Source organism: Methylorubrum aminovorans (assembly GCF_022179725.1).
In the GTDB taxonomy this organism is placed as follows: Bacteria; Pseudomonadota; Alphaproteobacteria; order Rhizobiales; family Beijerinckiaceae; genus Methylobacterium; species Methylobacterium aminovorans.
Genome location: NZ_BPRC01000056.1, coordinates 1 through 13,375, shown reverse-complemented (window position 1 = coordinate 13,375; position 13,375 = coordinate 1). Strand labels below are relative to the sequence as shown.

The 13,375-nt window shown below is 67.7% G+C and carries 13 protein-coding genes and 2 pseudogenes; 3 read left to right on the top strand and 12 right to left on the bottom strand.

Features of this window, described 5'->3' with window-relative positions:
- Nucleotides 1-210: 210 nt before the first annotated feature.
- The gene (locus MFF24_RS27850) at nt 211-474 is read left to right on the top strand and encodes a hypothetical protein (protein ID WP_162940401.1); all 264 of its coding nucleotides are present in this window, start codon (nt 211-213) and stop codon (nt 472-474) included.
- Between the two features lie 304 nt (nt 475-778).
- Nucleotides 779-901, top strand: a pseudogene (locus tag MFF24_RS27845) (IS5/IS1182 family transposase); the annotation flags it as partial.
- A gap of 313 nt (nt 902-1,214) precedes the next feature.
- Here the strand turns inward: MFF24_RS27845 and MFF24_RS27840 are convergent.
- From MFF24_RS27840 to MFF24_RS27790, 11 genes are read right to left on the bottom strand one after another with little or no spacing between them, the layout of a single operon-like run.
- Entirely contained in the window at nt 1,215-1,517 is a 303-nt protein-coding gene (locus MFF24_RS27840) for a cytochrome C oxidase subunit IV family protein (protein WP_108938301.1), read from the bottom strand.
- Nucleotides 1,514-2,203 carry a cytochrome c oxidase subunit 3 gene (locus MFF24_RS27835; protein ID WP_108938302.1) on the bottom strand — a complete coding sequence of 230 codons (690 nt, stop codon included), beginning with the start codon at nt 2,201-2,203 and terminating at the stop codon, nt 1,514-1,516. Before MFF24_RS27835 ends, MFF24_RS27840 begins: the two co-directional genes overlap by 4 nt.
- On the bottom strand, nt 2,200-3,891 hold the full coding sequence (gene ctaD, locus MFF24_RS27830; protein ID WP_108938303.1) for a cytochrome c oxidase subunit I: 1,692 nt from the start codon (nt 3,889-3,891) through the stop codon (nt 2,200-2,202). Before ctaD ends, MFF24_RS27835 begins: the two co-directional genes overlap by 4 nt.
- Before the next feature lie 34 nt (nt 3,892-3,925).
- Nucleotides 3,926-5,014, bottom strand: coding sequence for a cytochrome c oxidase subunit II (gene coxB / locus MFF24_RS27825; RefSeq protein WP_108938304.1), 1,089 nt, complete (start codon nt 5,012-5,014; stop codon nt 3,926-3,928).
- On the bottom strand, nt 5,014-5,535 hold the full coding sequence (locus MFF24_RS27820; RefSeq protein WP_108938305.1) for a hypothetical protein: 522 nt from the start codon (nt 5,533-5,535) through the stop codon (nt 5,014-5,016). Before MFF24_RS27820 ends, coxB begins: the two co-directional genes overlap by 1 nt.
- Entirely contained in the window at nt 5,528-6,484 is a 957-nt protein-coding gene (locus MFF24_RS27815; protein WP_108938306.1) for a hypothetical protein, read from the bottom strand. Before MFF24_RS27815 ends, MFF24_RS27820 begins: the two co-directional genes overlap by 8 nt.
- Entirely contained in the window at nt 6,481-7,008 is a 528-nt protein-coding gene (locus MFF24_RS27810) for a c-type cytochrome (RefSeq protein ID WP_108938307.1), read from the bottom strand. The genes MFF24_RS27815 and MFF24_RS27810 overlap by 4 nt, the downstream gene beginning before the upstream one ends.
- On the bottom strand, nt 7,005-7,523 hold the full coding sequence (locus tag MFF24_RS27805; protein ID WP_108938308.1) for a DUF3341 domain-containing protein: 519 nt from the start codon (nt 7,521-7,523) through the stop codon (nt 7,005-7,007). Before MFF24_RS27805 ends, MFF24_RS27810 begins: the two co-directional genes overlap by 4 nt.
- Nucleotides 7,520-8,890: an NrfD/PsrC family molybdoenzyme membrane anchor subunit gene (gene nrfD, locus MFF24_RS27800; RefSeq protein WP_108938309.1), complete on the bottom strand. Its 1,371-nt coding sequence runs from the start codon at nt 8,888-8,890 to the stop codon at nt 7,520-7,522. The genes MFF24_RS27805 and nrfD overlap by 4 nt, the downstream gene beginning before the upstream one ends.
- Nucleotides 8,887-11,697, bottom strand: a complete 2,811-nt coding sequence (locus MFF24_RS27795) for a 4Fe-4S dicluster domain-containing protein (RefSeq protein ID WP_108938310.1) — start codon at nt 11,695-11,697, stop codon at nt 8,887-8,889. The genes nrfD and MFF24_RS27795 overlap by 4 nt, the downstream gene beginning before the upstream one ends.
- A complete protein-coding gene (locus MFF24_RS27790) occupies nt 11,685-12,344 on the bottom strand; it encodes a cytochrome c3 family protein (protein WP_108938311.1) in 660 nt (219 codons plus the stop codon). Before MFF24_RS27790 ends, MFF24_RS27795 begins: the two co-directional genes overlap by 13 nt.
- A 561-nt stretch (nt 12,345-12,905) precedes the next feature.
- On the opposite strand from MFF24_RS27790, the pseudogene MFF24_RS27785 reads away from it, so the two are divergent.
- Nucleotides 12,906-13,097 (top strand): annotated as a pseudogene (locus MFF24_RS27785) (IS5/IS1182 family transposase); the annotation flags it as partial.
- On the opposite strand, the gene MFF24_RS27780 reads toward MFF24_RS27785, so the two are convergent.
- Nucleotides 13,076-13,375 (bottom strand): hypothetical protein (locus tag MFF24_RS27780; RefSeq protein ID WP_238229116.1); only part of this gene is annotated, 300 nt, incomplete at its 5' end. The pseudogene MFF24_RS27785 and the gene MFF24_RS27780 sit on opposite strands and share 22 nt — an antisense overlap.

Sequence of the window (13,375 nt, the reverse complement as noted above, 5' to 3'; positions counted from 1 at the left end):
GAGTTGAACCGCTCCTCACGACCCTCCGGGCGTGAGAGCACGCCGCACCTCGCGCACCATCTCCGCCCCGCACCGATCGACCAAAACGCGTTCTCACACAGTCTCGGTGGGTAGCGGATGTACGCGCAGGCGAGGGTAGGATATCCCGGCTGGCATTCAGGAGGTGAAACTCCTAACCTCAGCAGAGCGCGCTGCGCTGAGGAGCCGTTCATGCTGTCGCGATCTGCTCTGTTGAGCCTTTCCGCATTGGCGCTCGTCACGGGTTCGGCCCATGCGCAGCAGCCGACGGGCCAAACAGAGTTGGACTGCTCACGGTTCACGCACAACACGGACGGATCGTGGAGTGTGAAGCAACCGCTTGAACTCTTCAGCGAAAGCGGTCGTGTCCGTATTTCTCCTGGACCGCCGTTCAAGCCCGGCATGTCGTTCGGAGGTCTCGACATCGCGAGGATGCTCGACGAGCAGTGCCGATAGGTGTGATCCTATCCAATACATGCACCACGGCCCGTAAACCCGCATCATCATTGCTGCTGTCGTTACAGCTTGCACGAATGGCGGCTTCGTGAGGCGAGGCCTGACCATTCGAAGGGAACACCCGGGAGCGGATGCTCCGTAAGTCAGAGAAGGGTCGGGAGCGGCGGTTCGGCGTTTGCCGGCCCGACATCGGCTCCTGGGGCTCAGCGGAATAAGCAGCGCGCGAACACCTGACCCCTTGCAGACTTTCGAGCATGTCGGCTCAGAAGTCCGCGCAGTAGTAGGATGCGGACCTGTAAGCGACGGCCATCTTCTGACCCTGCATGTCACGCCGGCCAATGCCGATGACCGCGCCCAGGTCGAGCGGCTGGCCAAGACTGTGCAGGCGGCTATCGACGACAGCGTCGAAGTCGCCTTCGTTAATCAGCTCTGTAGGGCGAATCGGAGAAGCTGTAGGTGGGGCAGGCTGTCTCTCTCGTCGGCGACGCGCAGGATGGCGTCGAGCGTTCGTTGTTCGGGCTGAAGGTTGTTTCCTTCCCGCTGCCGGACGGCTGCCTCAGCGCTTTCAGCTTCTAATTTTCCGCATTTTCTTTCAAGCATCCCAACGGGCCCTCGAAGACGCCGGCCGCGAAGTCGGAGACCGTGCGGATCGGAGCCGCGGACGAGACGGGAGCGGTCACGCAGCACCGCGAGCCGCCGGACCACGCGACGCATCCGGCCCGACGCGCCGTGCGATCTCCTCAGCTGTTGGCGAGGCGGCTCAGCGTGTCGGTCAGCGTCAGAGTGAACAGGATGGCGAGCCAGAACAGGCCGGAGGCGGCGGCGAGGCGCACCAGGGTGTCGGCCCGGTCGAGCCGCATGAACAGCAGCGCCACGAGGCTGGCCTGGGTCGCGGCGATGCTGAAATTGAGGACTGTCGACCAGGGAGCAGGCGCTGCGTAGGCCGAGAACAGGCTCAAAGCCGTCAGCGCGAGCAAGAGGGCCCAGACGACGAGGCCGCGCCACCAGATCGTCCCCACGGATTGTTGCGTGCCTGATCTCATCCGCCACGTCCGTCGAGGTAGAGCATCGGGTAGAGCACGATCCAGATCATGTCGACGAAGCCCCAGTAGAGCATCGCCACCTCGACCTGGGGGCTCTCGAACAGGAAGCCCGGCGCCCGCCACTCCTTCAAGATCAGGCGGAGGACGAGGCCGATGCCGATCGACAGGTGGATGGCGTGGATCGCGGTCGAGAGCCAGTAGAAGCCGAAGAAGAGCTGCGTCGCGGGCGCCGCGAGGGCGAAGCCGGCGCCGGGCACGAGGTGCCTCTCGATATCCTCGCGGTATTCCAGCCCCTTCACGACCATGAATGCGAGGCCGAGCAGGGCCGTCGCGGCGAGACACCCGAGCGTCAGGCGCCGCAATGCCTCCCGCTCAGAGGCCTGCGCGGCGAGCGCGGCGCAGAGGCCACTGGTGAGGAGGAGCGCGGTGTTGAGCGTGCCGTAGACGATGTTGGTTTCACGCGCGGCGGCGGCGAAATCTGCGGCGTGCTCCAGCCGCATCGCGGTGTAGAGCAGGAACAGCGCACCGAAGAACAGCACCTCGCTGGCGATGAAGACCCAGATGCCGAAGGTCGCCCCAGCCCGCTGGTGAGCGAAGGCGCGGTCCTCCGCGAGGCGGAGTTCGTCCCACGGCTCGCGCAGGTGGCGCTTGGCGGCCGTGTCGACGACATCGCCGCCCGCGCTCACGTCAGCGCCCCCTCTTCGGCGATGCGCGGCTCGTCGCCGGGCGGCGTCGCCTCCGGGTGGTAGTCGTAGGGCGGGGCGAGGACCTGCGGATTGCCGAAGAAGTTTTGCCGCGGGGGCGGCGAGGTCGTGCGCCATTCGAGCCCGGTGGCGTTCCACGGATCGTTGAGGGCGCGGCGTCCGAAGAACAGCGACCAAGTGAGGTAGCCGAGCGGCATCAGGTAGGCCACCGCGAGCACGGCGGCGCCCGAGGAGGAAAGGACGTTCCAGACCTGGAATTCCGGCGGATAGCTGTAGTAGCGCCGCGGCATTCCGAGATAGCCGGCGATAAATTGCGGGAAGAAGGTCAGGTTGAAGCCGAAGAACATCAGCAGGGCGGCAAAGCGCGCCCAGCTCTCCGGATACATCCGTCCCGTCACCTTCGGCCACCAGAAGTGCAGGCCGGCGAAGTAGGCGGACACCGAGGCGCCGACCATGATGTAGTGGAAGTGGGCGACGACGAAATAGGTGTCCTGCACGTGCACGTCGATCGGCACGGAGGCGAGGAACAAGCCGGTCAGCCCGCCCATGGTGAACAGGCCGAGGAAGCCGAGGGCGTAGAGCATCGGCGATTCGAAGCCGATCTGGCCGCGGTAGAGCGTGGCGGTCCAGTTGAACACCTTGATCGCCGAGGGAACCGCCACGATGAAGGACAGGAACGAGAACACCAGGGCGGCGAACGGCGACATCCCCGAGGTGAACATGTGGTGGCCCCAGGTGAAGAAGCCGATCACTGCGATCGCCACCAGGGCGTAGACCATGAAGGAGTAGCCGAAGATCCGCCGCCGGGCGTAGCAGGTGATGACCTCCGAGATCACGCCCATGGCCGGCAGGATCATGATGTACACGGCCGGGTGCGAGTAGAACCAGAACAGGTGCTGGAACAGGATCGGGTCGCCGCCGCGGGCCGGATCGAAGATCGGCAGGTTGAAGGTGCGCTCGGCGATGACGAGAACGAGCGTCAGGGCCAGCACCGGCGTGGCGAGCACGAAGATCAGGCTCGTCGTGTACATCGCCCAGACGAAAAGCGGCAGGCGGAACCACGTCATGCCGGGCGCCCGCAGGAAGTGGACCGTGGCGATGAAGTTGACGCCCGTGGCGATGGTCGAGAAGCCGGAGACGAACACGCCGAGCACGGCCAGCGTGACGAAAGTGTTCGAGAACACCGTCGAGTAGGGGACGTAGAAGGTCCAGCCGGTATCGATCCCGCCCGCCAGCACGGCCGCCAGCGTCAGCAGACCGCCGGCGAGGTTGAGATACCACGAGATCAGGTTGAGCTTGGGGAAGGCGAGGTCGCGCGCGCCGATCATTAGCGGCAGCAGGAAATTCCCCATCGTCGTTGGGATTGACGGGATGAGGAAGAACCACACCATGACGATGCCGTGCAGCGAGAACAGCTTGTTGTAGGTGTCCGCGCCGACGACGTCGCCTTGCGGCGTGAACAGCTCCAGCCGCACCAGGGTCGCCGCCGCGCCGCCAATGAAGAAGAAGAACGTGATCGAAATCGCGTAGAGGATCGCGATGCGCTTGTGATCGGTGGTGAACAGCCAGGACGCGACGCTGCGCCCCTCGGCGAGATAGCTGACCGGCAGGCCGAGATCCAGCTCGCGCGGGTTGGCCAGCGTCGAGGCGTCGGAGGAGGCGCCGCTCATCGGGCAGGGCTCCCGGCAGGATGTGGAATGCGCATCATGGCGGCGTGTCTCCCGAGGCGGGTGCGCCGGGCACCAGGGCTGGGCTGCGCAGGGATTGGTTCGGCGACGAATCCTGCGGCGTCTGGCCCGGCGCGCAGATGTTCTGGGCCGGCGTGAGGTTGAGCGAGCCGATCAGGTCGAACCGGTCGGTGCCGTGGCGGATATAGGCGGTGAGCGCCTGGATCTCGCCGTCGGAGAGCTTGCCCTCGTAGCTCGGCATGATCGGCTCGTAGCCGGCCACCACGTCGCGCTGCGGCTGGAGGATCGAGTCACGGACATAGGCCTCGTCGACACTCGCGGTGCGCCCGCCCTCCAGCGGCACCGACTGTCCCCAGATGCCGGCGAGCGAGGGCGCGTGCACCTTCGATCCCGCATTGTGGCATCCCGAGCAGCCCCGCTCGGAGAACAGCCGCTCGCCGAGTTCGGCGAGCCCGTCGCGCTCCGGCTGCTTGGTGAGCCACCGGGCGTAGTCCTGCGGCTCCATCACGATCACCCGGCCGAGCATGCGCGAGTGGTCGGTGCCGCAATACTCGGTGCAGAGCAGGTGATAGGTGCCGGTCTTGGTCGCCTGAAACCACGTCTCCGTCTGCTGATAGGGCAAGGCGTCGCGCTTCAGGCGGAAAGCCGGGACGTAGAACGAGTGGATCACGTCCTGCGAGGTCAGGAGCAGGCGCACGGGCGCGCCGACGGGGACGTGCAACTCGTTGATCTCGCGGGTGCCGCTGGGCCCTTGCGTCTTCCACATCCACTGCTTGCCGACGACGTGGATCTCGATGGCGTCCTTCGGCGGGGAGAAGGCGCCGATCTCCACCGAGGCGGCCCACCAGAAGATGAAGACGAAGATGAACAGTGTCGCGGCGGTCCAGCCAACCTCGAATTCCCGCGAGACGAGGCTCGGCATCTCGCCGCGCTCGGCCGCGGAGCCGCGGCGGTACCGGATCGCGAAGGTGACGACCAGCCCGACCACGAGCAGCACGATTGCCGAGGAGATCAGGAGAAGGCCGATGAAGATCGCGTCGACCTTCGCCGCTTGAACCGAGGCCGATTCCGGCCGCAAGAAGGTGGGAATGAGGGCGTCGAGCATCAGGGCGACCCTCTCGCCGGCCCGGCGCCCGCGGGTGTGTCGACGGCGCCCGGTCCGGCACCGGGGGCGAGCACGGTGCTCGAGGCGCCGCCGCGGCTGCCGAGCGCGGGCGTCCGTTCCGGTTGGACCGGCGCCGCGTAGGCCGCGTTGCCGCGCTCGGCGAGGCGCCGAATCGCCTCCGTGATCGGCATGCGGGCGATCCCCTTCTTGCGGTCGATCCAGGCGTAGCCGTCGAGCTTCGTCCGCTGATCCTTGAGCATCGCCGCGAGGTCGGCCTCCGGGCTTTGCTGAAGCCGCGGCGCCGGGAAGACCCGCGCCGTCTGAACCAGGGGGCCGAGGTTCTGGCGGCTGTAGTAGTATCGCAGGCCGCCGATCGTGACGGCGGTGAAGACGACGATGAACAACCCGGTCAGCAGCAGGGGTTTGAGCCGGATATCCGGCGCCTCGATGCCGGGCGGGGCGTGGCCGACGACGTCGTCGTGGACTCGCCTGTGGAGCTGGCCAGGGGCCGCGTCAGACATGACGGGGCCTCCCGGCGCGCCGCAAGATCAGTCGTGACACGAATCCCGAGACGAGTAGCAGCATGGGAAGGGCGACCACGGCCGCCGTCGCCGCGCCGCCCGCCTGGGCCCCGTAAGCTGGAAGAACGAGCCACGCGAAATGCAGGGCGAGGCCGATCAGCACGAGCAGGCCGACGCCGCGCAGCAGGGCCGGGCTCTTCCGGACGGACGCGAAGAGCAGGGCGAGGAAAGGTAGGATACCGCCGAGGACGAGGCTCGCGACGAGGACGCCACCCCAAGGGCTCGCACCGCGCTTCAGGTACCAGGTCGCCTTGGGCGGCAGGTCGCCGTACCACACGACGATGTAGGACATCAGCTCCAGGTAGATCACGCCGAGGAGAGCCGCGAGCATCAGGCCAGCGAGGTCGGAGGCGCCGCGGGCGTCGAGGCTCGACGGGCTTGCCAGCGCTGCGAAGGCGAGAGCCGCCAGGATCTGGTGCAGCGCGACGTCGGCGGCGAAGGCCGAGGCGTTGAAGCCGGGCTCGACCGAAAGGATCCAATCGACGGAGACGAGGCTGATCGTCAGGCCGTAGAAGCCGAGGCCGAGGCCGGCGACGAGCGGGCCGGCGCGCCCGGACAGGGACAGCACCGCGAGCACCGACCAGCCGAGAAGAGCGACCGTCGCGCGCACGAGGAACAGCGTCGGGTCGAGGTAGAGGCGCAGGACATCCGGCTTAGCGCCCGTGCCGGCGGCCCAAGGGTAGGCGGACTGGAGCCCGAGGGCGACACCGAGGAAAGCGAGGGCGGCGAGCGGCACGAGGGCGGTCGCCGGCCGCAGGGCGGGCGCCAGGACCGCGCCCCATCGCCCGCCGGTCACAATATGGATCATGGCGAGGACCAGGGCGCCGAACGGCACCGCGCTCCACACGATCCAGGCGAGCAGCCAGCCGCGGAACAGGGCATCGCTCACGGCAGCTTCTCTGCGAGATCGGGAGCCTCGGCGACGCGGGCGCCCTGCGAAAGCTGCAGAGCGCGGATATAGGCTGCGATCGCCCAGCGGTCGCGCGGCTCGACCCGGTTGGCGTAGGCGTACATCACGCCGTAGCCGCGGGTGATAACATCGACGAAGTAGGCGGCCGGCGCCGCCCGCAGACGTTCCTCGTGATAGGAGGGCGGGGCGGGAAAGCCGCGCTGCACCACCATGCCGTCGCCGTGGCCGGTATAGCCGTGACAGGGCGTGCAGATCGCGTCGTAGCGCTGGCGTCCGCGCTCCAGCAAAGCGGCATCCAAGGGCGGCGGATCGCGCAAGGACGCCTCGCGGCTGAGCGCGCCGACCTCGACCGCTCCCTCGGGCGGGCGGCGGGCCTCGGCTTGGTCGGGGAAGAGTGGCGCCTTGCCGTAGACCTCGTAGCGCGCCTGCCGGCGCATCGACTGGTCCTCGCAGGCACCGAGCGAGGCGAGGAGCGGCAGCAGGAGCGGGAAGAGGCGCCTCACGGATGCATCTCTGCGACGAGCAGGGCGCCGGCCCGCTCCAGGCTCGCGCGCAGGGCGGTCGCGTCCGCATCCTTCGGCGCGACGAGGAGCAGAAATCGGTCCTGGCTCGCCCGCTCGAATTGCGGGATCGCGAAGAGCGGATGATGCAAGCGCGGCAAGCCGCAGGTCCAGAACATTGCGACGAGCCCGGCGATGGCGGCCATCAGCACCCCGAACTCGAACGGCACCAGCAGGAAGACCGGCCAGGAATGCAGCGGCCGTCCGCCCGCGTTCAGCGGGTAATCGATGACCGACGAATACCATTGCAGGGCGTACATCGCCGCCGCCGCGCCGAAACCAGCCACCGCCATCACCGGCCGCACCGGGTTGCGCTTCGGCGCGAAGGCGTCCGTGAGATCCGGTACGGGGAAGGGCGTGAAGGTGTCGAGCGCCTGGTGACCGTCGGCGGCGGCGAGCCGCATCGCCCGCACCAGCGCCTCGGGCGTGTCGAACTCGGCTAGCAGCGGGGCGCTCATGCCGTCTCCCCTCTGGCCGCGCCCGCGTCGTGGGCGAGCTGGCTGACCTCGTGAATGGAGATGATCGGAAAGATCCGCGCCAGGACCAGGAATCCGAAGGCGAACAGACCGAGCGGCGCGATCAGGATCACCACGTCGTAGAAGCTGACGTGATAGGTCCGCCACAAGCTGACGGCGTGGCCGTGCGAGAGGGTGTTCCAGACGATCAGGATGCGCTCCAGCCACATCCCGAGGTTGATCACGACCGCTATGACCGCGAGCGCCCACAGGTTGAGCCGCACGCGTGCGAACCACAGCGCCTGCGGCACGAGGCAGTTGCAGAACAGCAGGCTGTAATAGAGCCAACGGTAGTCGCCAATGAAAAAATAAGCGATCACCGCCCGGTCGGCGTGATCGCCGCCGTACCAGCCCATGAACCACTCGGTGGCGTAGGAGAGGGTCATGACGATGCTGGCAAACAGCATCACCTTCGCCATGGCGTCGAAATGGGCCGGGGTGATCACCGCCTGGAGGTTGAGGCCCCAGCGGATGACGATCGCCAGCACTACCACCATGGCGAAACCCGAATACATCGCGCCGACGACGAAGTAGGGCGGGAAGATCGATTCCTGCCAGCCGGGCATCAGGCTCGCGGCGAAGTCGAGGCCGACGATAGAGTGAACGGAGCAAACCAGCGGGACGGCCAAAGCCGCCATGGTCTTGTGGAAGGTCTCGTAGACCGCCCAGTGCCGGGCCGAGCCGCGCCAGCCGAGCGCCAGCGCGCCGTAGATCTTCCGGCCGAGGCGCGACTGCGCCCGGTCGCGCATGGTCGCGAGGTCGGGCAGCAGACCTGTGAACCAGAAGATCAATGAAAATAGGAGGTAGCTGAGGATCGCCCAGAAATCCCAGACCAGCGCCGAGCGCCATTGCGGCCAGAGATCCATGGTGTTGGGGTAGGGCGCCAGCCAGTAGGAATAGAGCGGCCGCCCGAGATGGATGATCGGGAAGATGCCGGCGATGGCAGCCGCAAACAGCGTCATCGCCTCGGCGAAGCGGTTGATCGAGGCACGCCAATGCTGGCGGGTCAGCAGCAGCATCGAGGAGATCAGCGTTCCGGCATTGCCGATGCCGATCCACCAGACGTAGTTGGCGATGGAGAAGCCCCACACCACCGTCGTGTTCACGCCCGACAGGCCGATGCCGATGGTCAGCACCGCGCCGATGGCGATCACGGTGGCGAGCACCAGCGGCAGCACGCCGAGGAAGGCGATCACCCAGGCACGGCCCGGCCCGCGCCGCTGGATCGGGTCGGCGACCGCGGCGCAGATCTCGCCATAGCCGAGGCGCTCGCGGGCGATCCAACGATGGGGCTGGGCATTCCCGCTCACGCATCGTCCTCCTTCAGGTCCGGGTTCGGCGCGCGGAGGTTCGCGAGGTAGGTCGTGCGTGGGCGGGTGTTCAGCTCCTCCATCAGCGCGTAGTGGCGCGGATCCTTGCGCAGTTCGGTGATGGCGTTGCCGGGCTTGGCGAGATCGCCGAACTGGATCGCCCGCGTCGGGCAGGCGGATTGGCAGGCTGTGGTGACGCGGCCCATCGCACGGCCGTCGCGCTCGGCCGCCTGCCGCTCGGTGGCGATGCGCTGGATGCAGTAGGTGCATTTCTCCATCACGCCGCGGGCGCGGACCGTGACGTTCGGGTTGCGCTGTGCCTTCACCGATTCCGCGCCGAGGTTCGCGTAGGGCTGGCCGTCCGCGTAGCCGAAGAAGTTGAAGCGGCGGACCTTGTAGGGGCAGTTCGCCTCGCAGAAGCGGGTGCCGACGCAGCGATTGTAGACCTGAAGGTTCAGGCCCTCGCCGTCATGGACGGAGGCCGCGACGGGGCAGACCGGCTCGCAAGGCGCGTGCTCGCAATGCATGCAGGGCACGGGCTGGAACCCGGCGCGCGGCGCCTCCGGGCCGCCCTCGTCGTAGATGTCGATCCGCAGCCAGTGCATCATCCGGCCGCGCGCGATCTCTTCCGGGCCGACCACGGGCACGTTGTTCTCGGATTGGCAGGCGATGACGCAGGCATTGCAGCCGATGCAGGCATCGGTGTCGATCACCATCGCCCAGGCATGGCCGTCCTTGTCGCCCTTCCACGCATCGAGCAGGGACGGCTGATCTGCCCCGATCCCCTTCGGCTCGGCGCTCGCCAGTGCGGCAAGGTCGATCTGCCGGAACAGTTTTCGGGTTTCGCCTTCGAGCTCGACGTAGTTCTGCGTGCGCAGGATCGTCTCGGTCCTGTCCGTCTTCGCGAGATCGACGCCGGTCACGAGCCAGGGCGAAGCGCCGCTCGCCAGACCGTAGGCATCCGTGCCGACGCCGTTGCCGATGGCGCCGGCCCGCTCGCGGCCGTAGCCGAGCGTCAGCACGCCGACGCCGTTGGCGACGCCGGACTCGATGATCACCGGCACCTCGATGGTGCGGCCGCCCGCGCTCGCGCGCACCACGTCGCCGGCCTCGAGCCCGCGCCACCCGGCCTCGGCGCGGGAGAGCGCGAGCGCGTTGCCCCAGACCTGCTTCGATATTGGCTTCGGGCATTCCTGAAGCCACGCATTGTTGGCGAAGCGCCCGTCCCAGAGGCATGGATCCGGCCGCAGCTCGACGGTGAGGCTGTCGCTCCGGCGGCTTTGCGGCAGCGGGATCAGGCGCGGCTCGCCGGGCTGTAGGGTCGGTGCGGCGGTCCCCTCGATGATCCCGTCGTGCAGGCAGCGGCGCCACCAGCCCTCGAAGTCCGCGCCCCCGCGCTGCTGCCACGTCGCCCGGACGAGAGCGTAGCCCGCCGTCGCCGTGCGGCCGGCGAAGAGTGGCACGATCTCGTGGAGCGAGCGCCCATCGTAGAGCGGACGCAGAAGCGGCTGGACGAGGCTCGCGGTGCCGTCGGTCGCGCGGAGATCCGACCAGCTCTCAAGTTCGTGCGTCAGCGCTAGGTGCCAGTGAGTGGCGCCCGCGCTCTCGTCGCCGTAAAGCCCGGCATGGACGCTGAAGCGGGCGCGCACGATGCGCTTGGCGAGGTCGAGCTCGGGTGGTGCCGTGGCGACCGGATCGGCGTCGAGGATCGCGAGGCAGGTCACCGCGCCGCGGTCGAGCGCGCCGGCCAAATCAGCGAGGGTCGCGGGCGCTCGCCCCTCGATCCCGTCGGGCGGGACGATGAAGTCGACGGGCGCCCGGAGGCGCGCGTTGATCCAGTGCGCAAGCGCGTGGCCTTCCGGCGCTAGTGCGGCCCCGGCGAGCACGAGCGCGCGGCCCTCGTGCGCTTCGAGATCCTCGGCGGCCGCCTCGGCGAACAGCCGGACCGCTTTGGGCAGTTCAGGTATGGGCAGGCCGGCGCCGAGTGCGTTCGCCACCGTCGCCAGCACCCCCGGCTGATCGAGGGGATGGACGGCCCGACGCGTGTCGGCCTTGACCCCCGTCAGAGTCAGCGCCGCCTCCGCGACGTAGAGGCGGCCGAACCGCTCCCGGTCACGGCGGCGGTCGGCGAAGGCGTTCGCGAGCCGGATCTGGTCCGGTCCGGCCCCCAGCGGGTCGGCCCCAACGCACAGGATCGTCTCGGCCCGCTCAAACCGGGGCAGGGCGCGCAGGCGTCGGCCGAAGGCAAGTTCGGCTCCGCGCTCCGCATTCCCGTCATCGACCGGCTCGTGAACGTACCACGCCGCCTCCGGCAGCGCGCGCAGCAGCGCATCGATCTGGCGGGCGAGCGTCGGCGAGGTGACGCGGCCGGTCACGAGGTGCAGGCCGCGCCCGCGGGCAGCCTGCACCGTCGCGAGCGGCCCGCTCAGCGCCCGCTCGAACATGTCCCAGGAGGCGATGCCGCCCACCCGCTCGGTCACTGTGCGCGAGCGGTCAGGATCGTAGAGGTCGAGGATCGCGGCCTCCGCGAACACGTCCGTTGCGCCGAGGCTTGCCGGATGCAGCGGATTGCCTTCGATTTTGATCGGCCGCCCGTCGACGGCGATGGCGTGGACCCCGCGCGCCCAGCCGCTGAGCGAGAGGGTCGTGGCGTAGCGCACCGGCACGCCGGGCAGGAGCTGCTCGGGCGCCCGCACGTACGGTACGATGGTCTCGACCGGTCTGGAGCAGCCGCCCGCGGCGAGCGTGATGCCGGCTCCGAGGAGGCGCAGCGCCTCGCGGCGCGAGGGCGGCGTCAGCGGTGGCATATCGAGCACTCGCTCAGCCGCTCGGGCGATTTGATGTGGCGCTCCTCGACGAAGCGGGCACCGATCATCGCCTGATCGGCGGGTGGCTTCCAAGCCATGTCGAACACCGCCTCGTGCGGACGGAGGTTCGGCGCGGGGTCGCGATGGCAGTCGAGGCACCAGCCCATGGTGAGCGGGGCCGTCTGCCGCATCAGTTTCATGGTCTGGACGGGGCCGTGGCAGGTCGAGCAGCCGACGCCCTTGGCCACGTGGACCGAGTGATTGAAGTAGACGTAGGCCGGCAGGTTGTGGACCCGGTTCCAGGTCAGCGGGCGTCCCTCGGCGAGGCTCTGGCGCACCGGCGCCAGCATCGGCGCGTTGGTCCATTCCTGCGAGTGGCAGCTCATGCAGGTCTCGGTCGGCGGGATGCCGGCGAATGCCGCCTTCTCCACCGAGGTGTGGCAGTAGCGGCAATCGATCCCGAGGCCGCCGACATGGTGCTCATGGCTGAACGGCACCGGTTGTTCACGGGTCACGTCCTGGGCCGTCACGTAGGGGGAGCGCCACAACGTGTAGGCGAGGCCGACCGCCAGAACCGGAACGGCACCGATGGACGCGAGGACAACGCGGGCGACGGTGTCCGCCCCCGGGTGGAAGATCTGCACCATCCCGACCGAGGAACCCCTTGTCCGTTACCGTTCTTGTGATTGCCGTTTGAGGCTGCTCAGTCGCAGACGAGCCGGCAAGAACATTTGTTTCCCTCCCGCGCATCTCCGGTCTGCTGCAGTTTTTCACGAATACAGATCATCGAAAGGCGCCGAAAACAACGCATTTGATTCGAGATTTATTGGCAAGATGTAGCCGACGCGAGGGATCGTTGTTACGCCAACGCGGCGAGATATCGTTTGCGGACAGCGAAGGCGAGAGCACTTCCGTCGTCCGCGGATGGTTCAGGTAACGATCTCGTTTGCTCCGACATTCGCGGACGCATTGAACCGACGTCTCGACCGGGCCGACCTGATCGGCCTCGATCGAAGTGACTGCGCAGTTAGCGCGTCGATGACCGAACGCGGGGGCTGGAAGGAACGATCGCGATGATCCTGCGCACGAGCACGTTCGAAGTGGTAACGGGCGCCAATCTCGGGGGGATGATGGCCTTTCGAGCTGCGTGGAACAGGTCCGCGGTGCCGAGGCGAATCGCGTTGCCGCTCACAGCGCCTGCGGATCGGCCGATCTCCTCGCAACGCGAGCGCAAGAAGGTTGAGATGCTGTTTGCCCACCTCAGACGGTTCCTGAAGTGGGATCGACTCTGAGTACGGGGACCGAACGGGGCCTGGGACGAGTTCCACCTCGCCGCGGCGTCCCAGAACCTCAGGAAGTGCGCCAAGCCGATCCCGCTTCAGCAGTTCATCCCGGCCTGATCGATCAGGATCGCTCTCGCGTCGGACCGGCGCGTTCGTCCGTTGAGCGCTCGATCCAGATCCGACGCGAGTTTTTCATCGAAATCGGCGCGTCGCAGATTAAGACGAGCGCGAACTCCTGACCCCTTGCGGGCATTCGAGCCGCTTCCGCCGAAGGTCCGGATGGAGTGGAGGCTGTGTGAAAACGTAGCGGTTATGATAGTCTCTGCGGGACAGCGGAGGCGTGTATGGCGCGGTTCATCTGTGGTGCGGATCGCCACCAAGTGACGCTGTTGCCG

What these genes read in the sequence shown, in the direction of transcription:
- MFF24_RS27850 (WP_162940401.1), top strand. Translation starts at nt 211, where the DNA reads ATGCTGTCGCGATCTGCTCTGTTGAGCCTTTCCGCATTGGCGCTCGTC.
- MFF24_RS27840 (WP_108938301.1), bottom strand. Translation starts at nt 1,517, where the DNA reads ATGAGATCAGGCACGCAACAATCCGTGGGGACGATCTGGTGGCGCGGC.
- ctaD (WP_108938303.1), bottom strand. Translation starts at nt 3,891, where the DNA reads ATGAGCGGCGCCTCCTCCGACGCCTCGACGCTGGCCAACCCGCGCGAG.
- coxB (WP_108938304.1), bottom strand. Translation starts at nt 5,014, where the DNA reads ATGCTCGACGCCCTCATTCCCACCTTCTTGCGGCCGGAATCGGCCTCG.
- MFF24_RS27820 (WP_108938305.1), bottom strand. Translation starts at nt 5,535, where the DNA reads ATGTCTGACGCGGCCCCTGGCCAGCTCCACAGGCGAGTCCACGACGAC.
- MFF24_RS27805 (WP_108938308.1), bottom strand. Translation starts at nt 7,523, where the DNA reads ATGAGCGCCCCGCTGCTAGCCGAGTTCGACACGCCCGAGGCGCTGGTG.
- MFF24_RS27795 (WP_108938310.1), bottom strand. Translation starts at nt 11,697, where the DNA reads ATGCCACCGCTGACGCCGCCCTCGCGCCGCGAGGCGCTGCGCCTCCTC.
- MFF24_RS27790 (WP_108938311.1), bottom strand. Translation starts at nt 12,344, where the DNA reads ATGGTGCAGATCTTCCACCCGGGGGCGGACACCGTCGCCCGCGTTGTC.